The sequence below is a fragment of the Streptomyces sp. NRRL F-5123 genome (assembly GCF_000721495.1).
Lineage (GTDB): Bacteria > Actinomycetota > Actinomycetes > Streptomycetales > Streptomycetaceae > Actinacidiphila.
This window is the reverse complement of the sequence record NZ_JOHY01000023.1, coordinates 82017-93074: the sequence shown is the minus strand read 5'-3', so window position 1 is coordinate 93074 and position 11058 is coordinate 82017. Positions and strand designations below refer to the sequence as shown.

Sequence of the window (11058 nt, the reverse complement as noted above, 5' to 3'; positions counted from 1 at the left end):
CCGGTTACATTCCGAACCCGGAAGCTAAGCCTTTCAGCGCCGATGGTACTGCAGGGGGGACCCTGTGGGAGAGTAGGACACCGCCGAACAAATATTGAGGCCTGGCCTCGGATCCCTGATCCGGGGCCAGGCCCTTTTTGTGCCTGGGGTAGAGTCGGCGCGCAGACGTACATACATGGAACGGCACAGGAGGGGACCTGGTGGAGGTCCAGGAGACACGGGTGCAGACGGATCGGATCTTCACGATCCCGAACATCCTCAGTATGGCTCGCCTCGTGGCTGTGCCGGTGTTCCTGTGGCTGATTCTGTGGCCGGAGTTCGACGGCCCGAAGGCCGACGGGTGGGCACTCCTGGTGCTGGCGTTCAGCGGGGTGAGTGACTACCTCGACGGCAAGCTGGCACGGCGGTGGAATCAGATCAGCAGTCTCGGCCGGATCCTGGACCCGGCCGCCGACCGGCTGTTCGTGCTGTCCACCCTTGTGGGCCTCACCTGGCGCGGCATCCTGCCGCTGTGGGTCACCGTCCTGCTGCTCGCGCGTGAGGCGATGATGGCGGTGATGCTCCTGATTCTCCGGAGACACCGCTACGGCCCACCCCAGGTGAACTTCATCGGGAAAGCGGCTACCTTCAATCTCATGTACGCCTTTCCGCTGCTGCTGCTGAGCGACGGCAGCGGTTGGCTTGCGACACTGGCGGCTGTTTTCGGCTGGGCCTTCACAGGTTGGGGTACAACCCTGTACTGGTGGGCAGGGATCCTCTACGTGGTGCAGGTCCGGCGTCTTGTGAGGGCGGACACCACGGCTGACTGACGTCACGAGGAGGATGTTTTCCGACATGAAAGCGGTTGTTATGGCCGGAGGCGAAGGTACCCGCCTTCGTCCAATGACCTCAAGCATGCCCAAACCTCTGCTCCCAGTGGTGAATCGGCCGATCATGCAGCATGTCCTGACGCTGCTCAAACGGCACGGGCTCACTGAGACCGTCGTCACCGTCCAGTTTCTCGCGTCCCTGGTGAAGAATTATTTCGGGGACGGCGAAGAATTCGGGATGGAGCTGACGTACGCGAACGAGGAGAAACCGCTCGGCACCGCGGGCAGCGTCAAGAATGCCGAGGACGCGCTCAAGGACGACTCCTTCCTGGTGATCTCGGGCGACGCGCTCACCGATTTCGACCTCGGTGAGCTCATCGCGTTCCACAAGCAGAAGGGCGGCCTCGTCACCGTATGCCTCACGCGGGTGCCCAACCCGCTGGAGTTCGGCATCACGATCGTGGACGACGAGGGCCGCGTCGAGCGCTTCCTGGAGAAGCCGACCTGGGGCCAGGTGTTCTCCGACACGGTGAACACCGGCATCTACGTCATGGAGCCCGAGGTCTTCAACTACGTCGAGGCCGATGTGCCCGTCGACTGGTCGGGTGACGTCTTCCCGCAGCTGATGAAGGAAGGCAAGCCGATCTACGGCTACATCGCCGAGGGCTACTGGGAGGACGTCGGCACCCACGAGAGTTACGTGAAGGCCCAGGCGGACGTCCTCGAAGGCAAGGTCGACGTCGACATCGACGGCTTCGAGATCTCGCCGGGCGTCTGGGTGGCCGAGGGCGCCGAGGTGCACCCGGACGCCGTACTGCGCGGGCCGCTGTACATCGGCGACTACGCGAAGGTCGAGGCCGGCGCGGAGATCCGCGAGCACAGCGTCATCGGCTCCAACGTCGTCGTGAAGACCGGCGCCTTCGTCCACAAGGCGGTGGTGCACGACAACGTCTACGTCGGCCCGCAGACGAACCTGCGCGGCTGCGTCATCGGCAAGAACACCGACGTGATGCGCGCCGCCCGGATCGACGAGGGCGCGGTGATCGGCGACGAGTGCCTGATCGGCGAGGAATCGATTCTCTCCGGCAATGTCCGCGTCTACCCCTTCAAGACCATCGAGGCCGGCGCGTTCGTCAACACGTCGGTCATCTGGGAGTCGCGCGGTCAGGCGCACCTGTTCGGCGCCCGGGGCGTGTCCGGCATCCTCAACGTCGAGATCACGCCCGAGCTCGCCGTGCGGCTGGCCGGCGCGTACGCGACGACCCTCAAGAAGGGCGCCACCGTCACCACCGCGCGTGACCACTCCCGTGGTGCGCGTGCACTCAAACGGGCGGTCATCTCGGCGCTCCAGGCGAGCGCGATCGAGGTGCGCGACCTGGAGAACGTACCCATGCCCGTCGCGCGCCAGCAGACGGCCCGCGGCAGCGCCGGCGGCATCATGATCCGCACGTCGCCGGGGCGGCCGGACTCGCTCGACATCATGTTCTTCGACGAGCGCGGCGCCGACCTGTCGGCGGCCGGGCAGCGCAAGCTGGACCGGGTCTTCGCCCGCCAGGAGTACCGCCGGGCCTTCCCCGGCGAGATCGGCGACCTGCGCTTCCCGTCGACCGTCTTCGACTCCTACACCGGCGCGCTGCTGCGTGCCGTCGACATCTCCGGCATCGCCGAGTCGGGCCTGAAGGTCGTCGTGGACGCCGCCAACGGCAGCGCGGGGCTCGTCCTTCCCTCGCTGCTCGGCCGGCTCGGCGTGGACTCGCTGATGGTCAACCCGGGTCTCGACGAGGCGCGCCCCACCGAGACCGAGGAGACCCGCCGGGCCGGCCTCGTACGGCTCGGGGAGATCGTGTCGTCGGCGCGGGCGGCCTTCGGGGTGCGCTTCGACCCGGTCGGTGAGCGGCTGTCGCTGGTGGACGAGCGCGGGCGCATCGTCGAGGACCACCGGGCGCTGCTGGTACTGCTGGACCTGGTGGCCGCCGAGCGGCGCAGCGGGCGGGTGGCGCTGCCGGTCACCACCACCCGCATCGCCGAGCAGGTCGCGGCCTACCACGGCACGCAGGTCACGTGGACGACGACGTCACCGGACGACCTGACGCGGGTCAGCCGCGAGGAGGGCACGATCTTCGGCGGCGACGCCGGAGGCGGCTTCATCGTGCCCGAGTTCAGCAGCGTCTTCGACGGGTCGGCGGCCTTCGTGCGGCTGATCGGCCTGGTGGCGCGCACGCAGCTCACCCTGAGCCAGATCGACGCCCGCATCCCGCAGGCGCACGTGCTCAAGCGGGACGTCCCGACCCCGTGGGCGGTCAAGGGCTCGGTCATGCGGCGGGTCGTCGAGGAGGCCGGCGACCGGTCGGTCGACACCACCGACGGCGTGCGGGTCGTGGAGTCCGACGGGCGGTGGGTCATGGTGCTGCCCGACCCGGCGGAAGCGGTCACGCACCTGTGGGCCGAGGGACCGGACGACGCGTCCGCGCAGGCCCTGCTGGACGAGTGGTCGCAGATCGTGGAGAGCGCGGGGCAGTAGCGCGCATCTCGGCCCCCGCGGCGCGTCCGCCCTGAACGGCGCGCCGCGAGGGGGCCGTTCGAGTGCAGCGGTCACGACGTGCGACGATGTGCGGCATGCCGCAGCCGCAACCCGATCGGAGCAGCTCCGCGCCCCGGTCCGACCGGCGGCGCGCCGACGCCTCCATGTTCCTGCTCACCAGCGTCATGGAGCACAGCCTCGACGACGGCTACGCGGAGGCGGCGGCCCGCCGCGGGCAGACCGGCAGCTCGCGCCTGCCCACCTCGACGGCAGGCCGGCTCGGCCTCGCCGGTGGGCTGCTGCTCGCCGCCGTCGTGATCACCGTGGGCGCGGCCCAGGCACACCGCGCGGCGCCCACGGAGGCCAGGGAACGGCAGAAGCTCATCGACCGGGTGCAGACGCAGACCGGGAAGGCCGACGCACTCCAGAAGGAGGTCGACGGGCTGCGCGACACGGTCTCGGCCGAGCAGCGCGCGGCCCTGAAGGACCAGGGCGACGGCCGCGAGGAGCTGCTGGAGGTGCTCGCGGGGGCGACTCCGGTGCACGGCCCGGGGGTCAAGCTCGTCGTGGACGACGCCAAGGAGGCCTCCACCGGCGACTCCGGCGGCCCGCGGGAGAGCGACGGCTTCTCCGACACCGGGCGGGTCCGCGACCGCGACATGCAGCGCGTGGTGAACGGCCTGTGGGCCTCCGGCGCGGAGGCGATCTCCGTCAACGGGCAGCGGTTGACGGCGCTGTCGGCCATCCGGGCGGCGGGAGACGCCATACTGGTCGACAACAGACCGCTGGTGCCGCCGTACACGGTGCTGGCGATCGGTGACGGGGAGAAGCTGAGCACGGCTTTCCAGGACAGTGCGGACGGTCAGTACCTGCACGTGCTGGAGGAGAACTACGGGATCAGGGCGAGCGTCACCGTACAGAAGGACGTCCGCCTGGCCGCCGCACCCAGTCTCGTCGTGCGGTACGCCCGGCCGGTCGCGGGCAGCAGCGGGCCGCCGGGAACCGGCGCAACAGGGAAGGGTTCGTCGTGATCGCCGTACTGGGCCTCGTCGTGGGCATCGTGGTGGGACTGGTGGTGCGTCCCGTGGTGCCGACCGGGGTGGAGCCCTATCTGCCCATCGCGGTCGTCGCGGCCCTCGACGCCGTGTTCGGCGGCCTGCGGGCGATGCTCGACGGAATCTTCGACGACAAGGTCTTCGTGGTCTCGTTCCTGTCCAACGTGGTCGTGGCGGCGCTGATCGTCTTCCTCGGCGACAAGCTGGGTGTCGGCGCGCAGCTGTCCACCGGCGTCGTCGTCGTGCTCGGTATCCGGATCTTCTCCAACGCCGCCGCGATCCGCCGGCACGTCTTCCGGGCGTGACCGCGGCATGAGCGACGAGCACGGCAAGCACGGCAAGCACGACGCGCGCCCCCCGCACGACGGGCAAGGCGACGGCACGGACGTGCCCGAGGGCACGGCACCGGACGCGGTGGAGGGCCCAGGGGAGCCCCAGGAGCAGCTCACGGGACGGCAGCGGCTGGTGGCCGGGCTGTGGCCGCCGCGCGTCTCCCGCGCGCAGCTGACGGTGGCCGTGCTGCTCTTCGTGCTGGGCCTCGGCCTCGCCATCCAGGTGAACACCACCAGCGACAACGGCGGCACCCTGCGCGGCGCGCGCCAGGAGGACCTGGTGCGCATCCTCACCGAGGTCGACAACCGCACGCAGCGGCTGGAGGACGAGAAGCGCGGTCTGGAGACCCAGCGCTCCCAGCTCCAGTCCAGCTCCGACCAGGCCGCCGAGGCGCTCAAGCAGACCCGGCAGAAGGAGCAGCAGCTCGGCATCCTGGCCGGCACGGTCGCCGCAGAGGGCCCCGGCATCACGCTGACCGTCACCGACCCGCACGGCAGCGTCGAGGCGGACTCGCTGCTGGACACGTTGCAGGAGCTGCGGGCCGCGGGCGCGGAGGCCATCCAGATCAACTCGGTGCGGGTCGTCGCCGACACGTACTTCACCGACGGCTCCGACGGTGTGCTGATCGACGGGCACCGGGTCGCCCAGCCGTACGTCTTCACGGTGATCGGCAACCCGCAGGATCTCGAACCGGCCCTCAACATCCCCGGCGGGGTGGTGCAGACACTGGAGAAGGAGCAGGCCACGGCAGATGTGGTGCGGTCGCAGAAGATCGTCGTGGACGCCTTGCGGCCATCGAAGCAGCCTGACTACGCTCGGTCGTCATCCCGGTGAGGCGGGGGGTCGGGGCGTCGCTGAGTTGGTGTGTGGTGGAAACTGTGTGTAGTGAGAGTTCGTCCTGCCTTACGGGCGGGTCTGCGTCTTTCGAGGGGAATCGCCCGTGAAGCTGTTTGGGAAGTTGTTCGGCAAGAGCGCTCGGCAGTCGGCCGACCCTGCCACGGCACGGCACCGCGCCCAGCGCGGCCAGGCGGACGAGCAGTCCGCCGAGCGCCCGCTGTTCCGCAACGACGGCCAGGGCCGCGGCGGCGGCGGGTACTCCGGCACGCCCGGCGTGGCGCCTGTTGACCCCGCTCCGGCCGCTCGCATAGGTTCCGGGGAACCAGCGGCCTCGACCACGGGTGGAGGGTTCGGTTTGCCGGTCTGCGGCAGGTGCGGTTTCACGAACACGGAAGCGGCCCGCTTCTGCTCGAACTGCGGCGCCCCGCTGCGCCCGGGCAGCGGGCCCGGCTACCAGAGCGCGTCCGAGACGACGTCCACGATCTCCATCTCCGGGATCGAGGCGTACGAGGCGGAGGCCACCGGCCAGATCCTCTCGCCGTCGCTGTCGCCCGAGGCGCAGGCCGCCGTGGAGGCTCTGCCGCCCGGCTCCGCGCTCCTCGTGGTGCGCCGCGGGCCGAACTCCGGCAGCCGCTTCCTGCTGGACGGCGAGCTGACCACGGCGGGACGCCACCCGCAGAGCGACATCTTCCTGGACGACGTGACGGTCTCCCGGCGGCACGTGGAGTTCCGCCGCGGTGCGGACGGCCTGTTCACCGTCTCCGACGTGGGCAGCCTCAACGGCACCTACGTCAACCGGGAGCGGATCGACGCGGTGCCGCTGTCCAACGGGGACGAGGTCCAGATCGGGAAGTACCGGCTGGTCTTCTACGCCAGCCAGCGGGGCTACTGACCCGCGGCTGCCCCAGCCGACCCCCGCTCCCGCGCAGGAAGGGCGCGCATGCCGCGAACGACGGGCGGTGCCGGAGACGGCGCCGCCGCCACGGACGGCGCACTGCTGAGCATCGGCGCCGTGCTGGGGCAGCTGCAGGACGAATTCCCCGAGGTCACGATCTCCAAGATCCGCTTCCTGGAGGCCGAGGGCCTGGTCGAGCCGCGGCGGACCCCGTCCGGCTACCGGAAGTTCGCCGCGGACGACGTCCAGCGGCTGGCGTACGTGCTCCGGGTGCAGCGCGACCACTACCTGCCGCTGCGGGTGATCAAGGAGCATCTGGAAGGTCTGGACCGCGGCGAGCAGCCGGTTCTGCCGGCGCTCGCCGCCGAGTCCGCCCAGGAGGCCCCTGGAGGCGCCGAGGAGGCCCTGGCAGCCGCGCACGGGCCACGGCTGGCTCGGGAGGACTTCCTGGCCGCCACCGGGGCCGGCGAGGCGGAGCTGGACCAGTGGGAGTCCTACGGGCTGGTCGAGACCGCCGGAGAGGGCGGCTACGAGGCCGAGGCGGTCATGATCGGGCGGCTCATCGCCGACCTGGGCCGCTACGGGCTGGAGCCGCGGCACCTGCGGGCGGTCAAGGCCGCGGCCGAGCGGGAGGCCGGCCTGGTGGAGCAGCTCGTGGCGCCGCTGCGCCGGCACCGCAATCCGCAGACCCGGCGACACGCCGAGGCCACGGCGGAGGAGCTGGCCGAGCTGTCGGCCCGGCTGCACGCCGCGATGCTGCGCTCGGCCTTGCGGCTGCGGCTGCGCTGACCGGGCATTCCCGCCGCCTGGTACGAACCGGACGCGGTGCCCGCCGTGCCCGACTACCCAAACCCGGCAGGCACGTCCTAGGGTTGACGTGTGAACGAGCTCGATGTTGTGGGTGTCCGGGTGGAAATGCCCTCGAATCAGCCGATCGTGCTCCTGCGCGAAGTGGGAGGCGACCGGTACCTGCCCATCTGGATCGGGCCGGGCGAGGCCACCGCCATCGCCTTCGCGCAGCAGGGCATGACCCCTGCGCGACCGTTGACCCATGACCTCTTCAAGGATGTGCTGGAGGCCGTGGGGCAGACGCTCACCGAGGTCCGCATCACCGACCTGCGGGAAGGCGTCTTCTACGCCGAGCTGGTCTTCGCCAGCGGAGTCGAGGTCAGTGCCCGTCCGTCCGACGCCATAGCGCTCGCGCTGCGCACCGGTACGCCGATCTACGGCAGCGACGGGGTGCTGGACGACGCCGGGATCGCCATTCCTGACGAGCAGGAGGACGAGGTGGAGAAGTTCCGCGAGTTCCTCGACCAGATCTCGCCCGAGGATTTCGGCACGAGCAACCAGTGACTCCAGGCGCTCGCGGGAGGGGCGTCCGGCGAGCGGCCGGGTGGCACGGTGCGGGCGCGGTGTCCGTGCGGTGACCAGGGCAATGTTGTCACCATGAGGCCATCCGGGGAGGAATTCCCGGGTCCGGTCACATCAAACCACTCCTGGGGTGACTTTCACTCGGCGTGCCGAGTGTGGCGATCGTTGACGCACCCCTGGTGACTGCCTACCGTCGAAGTGGAAAGTCCCGTGGCACGTGCGCGCGGTGTCGGGGACGAGAAGGACGGAGGGCGGCGTGAGAAGCACCGGCGACGGTTCGGCGACCGGCGGCCCGTATCCGGCCAGGGGGGTGCTGGCCCGCGCGGCCGAGCCGGGGCCCGTGCCCGCGGCCGAGCCCGCACCGGAGCTGGTCGGCTACCGCGGTCCCACGGCCTGCGCGGCGGCGGGCATCACCTACCGCCAGCTCGACTACTGGGCGCGGACGGGCCTGGTCGAGCCCAGTGTCCGCCCGGCCTACGGCTCGGGCACCCAGCGGCTCTACAGCTTCCGCGACGTGGTCGTGCTCAAGATCGTCAAGCGGCTGCTCGACACGGGCGTGTCCCTGCAGAACATCCGCACGGCCGTACGCCAGCTGCGCTCCGTGGGCCCGGCCGAACTGCCGAGGATGACGCTGATGAGCGACGGCGCAACCGTTTACGAATGCACCTCGCCCGCCGAGGTCGTCGACCTGCTCCAGGGCGGGCAGGGCGTCTTCGGCATCGCGGTCGGCGTGGTGTGGCGGGACGTCGAGAGCTCGCTGTCCGAGCTGCACGGCGAGCGGGTGGATACCGGGGAGACCCTGGTGGGCCACAACCCCGCCGACGAGCTCGCCAGGCGGCGCAACCGGGCGGTCTGACCCGGGTCCGCGGTCCCGCGGGCGGCGCGGCTGCGGGACACGGGGCGCCGTGCCGTACACGTGTACGGTCATTGTCGGTGGGATGGGGCACGATCGAGGGTGTGAGAAGTGCGCCGACGATCCTGCATCTGGACATGGACGCGTTCTTCGCCGCGGTCGAGCAGGCATCCAAGCCGAGCCTGCGGGGCAAGCCGGTGGTGGTCGGCGGCCTCGGGCCCCGCGGCGTCGTAGCGACCGCGTCCTACGAGGCACGCGTGCACGGCGTCCACTCCGCGATGGCCACCGCGCACGCCCGCCGGCTCTGCCCGAACGCCGCGTACCTCGTGCCGCGCTTCTCCCTCTACCGGGCGGTCAGCGACATCGTGATGGGGCTGCTGGGCGCGGTGTCCCCGCTGATGGAACCACTGAGCCTGGACGAGGCCTTCGTCGACCTGGAGGCGGGGGAGCAGGCCGGGGAGCCCCGGAGGGTCGCCGAGCGGCTGCGGGCCGACATCCGCGCCGCCACGGGCCTGACGGCGTCGGTGGGGCTGGCCGGCTCCAAGCTGCTCGCCAAGATCGCCTCGGAGCAGGCCAAGCCGGACGGCCTGGTGGTCGTCGAGCCGGGCACCGAGCGTGCGCTGCTCGACCCGCTGCCGGTGCGCACCCTGTGGGGCGTGGGCCCTGCCACCGCCGAGCATCTGCGGCGGGCCGGCATCCTCACCGTCGCCGAGATCGTGCAGGCCGGGGAGCCCGAACTGGTGCGGCTGCTCGGCAAGGCGCACGGAAGCTCGCTGCACGCCATGGCCGCGGGCCTGGACAACCGCCCGGTGGTCGCCGACCGCGACGTGAAGTCGATCTCCGTCGAGGACACCTTCGACACCGACCTCACCGACCGCGCCCGGGTGCGGTACGAGATCGACCGGCTCGCGGAGCGCTGCGTGCAGCGGCTGCGCGGCGCGGGCCGGTCCGGGCGGACGGTCGTGGTGAAGATCCGGCGGTACGACTTCTCCACACTCACCCGGTCGGAGACGCTGCGGGCGCCCACCGACGACCCGGGCGTCGTGCGGGAGACCGCGCGCCGGCTCGTCGAGGCCGTCGACACCACCGGCGGGGTGCGGCTGCTCGGCGTGGGGGTGTCCGGGCTGGCCGACTTCACGCAGGAGGACCTGTTCGCCCAGGCGGCTCAAGCGGCCGAGGACCGGGCGCAGGAGGCCCGGTCCGGTGACGCGGCGGCGGGCGACGCGGCGGAGAGCGCCGCCGCCGGGCCGCCGTCCGCACCGTCCGCCGAGACGGACCTGCCCGCCGCGCCGCCGCCGGAGCCCGCGCCCGGCAGCCGCTGGCTTCCCGGCCAGGACGTCGAGCACGCCGTGGAAGGCCGCGGCTGGGTGCAGGGCAGCGGCGTCGGCCGGGTCACCGTACGCTTCGAGGTCCCCTCGGACACCCTGCCGGGCCGGGTGCGCACCTTCGGTGTGGACGACCCGGCTCTCGCGCACGCCGAGCCGCTTCCCCTGGGCCCTCCCGTGCCGGACCGGGGGCTGCTCGCGGGGTGAGGTGCGGCGCCGGGTGCGCGGCGGGGGTTCAGCCGGCGTCGTCCGGGCGGCCGTCGCCGGAGGGCAGGTCGCCGAAGTCGCGGGGGCCGGAGCCCCGGCCGCCGGGGGTGCCGGCGGAACCGGGCGGGTCCGGCGGTTCGGTGGGGACGTCCATGCCGTAGTGGTGGTAGAGCTGGAGCTCCTGCTCGGGCGACAGATGCCGCCCCACGCCGAAATCCGGCGCGTCCCGGATCTGCGACTTCTTGTACGGCACCCGCAGCGCCTCGCCCACCAGCTCGCTCGGCTCCAGCGGGACGAACGCGTCGCGGGTGAAGAAGCCGGTGCGCACCGCCGCCCACTCCGGGCTGCCGGTCGCGTCGTCGAGGTACACCTCGTCCACCGTGCCGATCTTCGTACCGTCGCGGTCGACAGCGCGGCGGCCGATGAGGCTTCGCGGATCGATATCGGTCTGCACGGGTCCTCCAACCAGCATCCCAGCAACAGCGACACCTGCTGGATACCACCAAAAGCCACATCACGGGCGCTGTCGACCCGAATCTCCGGGCGGTTCGCGCGCAGATCCCGCTGGTAGGCTGGAAGAAGGCTGTAGACCCCATGCGGGAGAGTCCTCCGGCACCTGCCACAGCGGCAGACCGGAGGCGCCGAAGGAGCAAATCCTCCCCGGAATCTCTCAGGCACCCGTACCGCAGGGGCGAGGTCACTCTGGAAAGCAGGATCCGCCCCGAGCAGCGCCGTTCGGGGGACGGATCTTCACCGAAGGTGAAAGCCTGCCCGCGCGCGGGTAAGGCGAAGCTCTCAGGTACTGATGACAGAGGGGGAGGCCGTACGGGCGCCCGCGCCGGGTGCCCCCGA

At 71.2% G+C, this 11058-nt stretch carries 11 protein-coding genes, 1 rRNA gene and 1 riboswitch; of the genes, 11 read left to right on the top strand and 1 reads right to left on the bottom strand.

The window, feature by feature from the left end:
* The 11 genes from rrf to IH54_RS0120295 form a co-directional block, all read left to right on the top strand.
* Positions 1 to 89: ribosomal RNA gene (rrf, locus tag IH54_RS41810) — 5S ribosomal RNA — on the top strand; the annotation flags it as partial.
* Positions 90 to 200: 111 nt separating this feature from the next.
* Positions 201 to 809 (top strand): CDP-alcohol phosphatidyltransferase family protein, encoded by a 609-nt coding sequence (locus IH54_RS0120340; protein WP_031518701.1) that lies wholly within the window; start codon positions 201 to 203, stop codon positions 807 to 809.
* A gap of 25 nt (positions 810 to 834) precedes the next feature.
* Positions 835 to 3330: a mannose-1-phosphate guanyltransferase gene (locus IH54_RS0120335; RefSeq protein ID WP_031518699.1), complete on the top strand. Its 2496-nt coding sequence runs from the start codon at positions 835 to 837 to the stop codon at positions 3328 to 3330.
* An 86-nt stretch (positions 3331 to 3416) separates the two neighbouring features.
* Positions 3417 to 4361, top strand: a complete 945-nt coding sequence (locus IH54_RS0120330; RefSeq protein WP_031518697.1) for a DUF881 domain-containing protein — start codon at positions 3417 to 3419, stop codon at positions 4359 to 4361.
* Positions 4358 to 4690 (top strand): small basic family protein, encoded by a 333-nt coding sequence (locus tag IH54_RS0120325; protein WP_031518694.1) that lies wholly within the window; start codon positions 4358 to 4360, stop codon positions 4688 to 4690. The genes IH54_RS0120330 and IH54_RS0120325 overlap by 4 nt, the downstream gene beginning before the upstream one ends.
* Before the next feature lie 7 nt (positions 4691 to 4697).
* Complete coding sequence (locus IH54_RS0120320; RefSeq protein ID WP_031518692.1) at positions 4698 to 5552, top strand: DUF881 domain-containing protein; 855 nt, start codon at positions 4698 to 4700, stop codon at positions 5550 to 5552.
* 106 nt (positions 5553 to 5658) lie between these two features.
* Positions 5659 to 6447, top strand: coding sequence for an FHA domain-containing protein (locus tag IH54_RS0120315; protein ID WP_078862379.1), 789 nt, complete (start codon positions 5659 to 5661; stop codon positions 6445 to 6447).
* A gap of 48 nt (positions 6448 to 6495) precedes the next feature.
* A complete protein-coding gene (locus IH54_RS0120310) occupies positions 6496 to 7239 on the top strand; it encodes a MerR family transcriptional regulator (RefSeq protein WP_031518687.1) in 744 nt (247 codons plus the stop codon).
* 90 nt (positions 7240 to 7329) lie between these two features.
* Complete coding sequence (locus IH54_RS0120305) at positions 7330 to 7803, top strand: bifunctional nuclease family protein (protein WP_031518684.1); 474 nt, start codon at positions 7330 to 7332, stop codon at positions 7801 to 7803.
* A 274-nt stretch (positions 7804 to 8077) separates the two neighbouring features.
* Positions 8078 to 8677 (top strand): MerR family transcriptional regulator, encoded by a 600-nt coding sequence (locus IH54_RS0120300; protein WP_031518682.1) that lies wholly within the window; start codon positions 8078 to 8080, stop codon positions 8675 to 8677.
* 101 nt (positions 8678 to 8778) lie between these two features.
* Positions 8779 to 10206, top strand: coding sequence for a DNA polymerase IV (locus tag IH54_RS0120295; protein WP_052397674.1), 1428 nt, complete (start codon positions 8779 to 8781; stop codon positions 10204 to 10206).
* Between the two features lie 28 nt (positions 10207 to 10234).
* Here IH54_RS0120295 and IH54_RS0120290 read toward each other — a convergent pair whose 3' ends face one another.
* The gene (locus tag IH54_RS0120290) at positions 10235 to 10660 is read right to left on the bottom strand and encodes a PRC-barrel domain-containing protein (protein ID WP_043181612.1); all 426 of its coding nucleotides are present in this window, start codon (positions 10658 to 10660) and stop codon (positions 10235 to 10237) included.
* Between the two features lie 133 nt (positions 10661 to 10793).
* Positions 10794 to 10902: riboswitch (glycine riboswitch) on the top strand.
* Positions 10903 to 11058: the final 156 nt, after the last annotated feature.

What these genes read in the sequence shown, in the direction of transcription:
- IH54_RS0120310 (WP_031518687.1), top strand. Translation starts at nt 6,496, where the DNA reads ATGCCGCGAACGACGGGCGGTGCCGGAGACGGCGCCGCCGCCACGGAC.
- IH54_RS0120330 (WP_031518697.1), top strand. Translation starts at nt 3,417, where the DNA reads ATGTGCGGCATGCCGCAGCCGCAACCCGATCGGAGCAGCTCCGCGCCC.
- IH54_RS0120335 (WP_031518699.1), top strand. Translation starts at nt 835, where the DNA reads ATGAAAGCGGTTGTTATGGCCGGAGGCGAAGGTACCCGCCTTCGTCCA.
- IH54_RS0120320 (WP_031518692.1), top strand. Translation starts at nt 4,698, where the DNA reads ATGAGCGACGAGCACGGCAAGCACGGCAAGCACGACGCGCGCCCCCCG.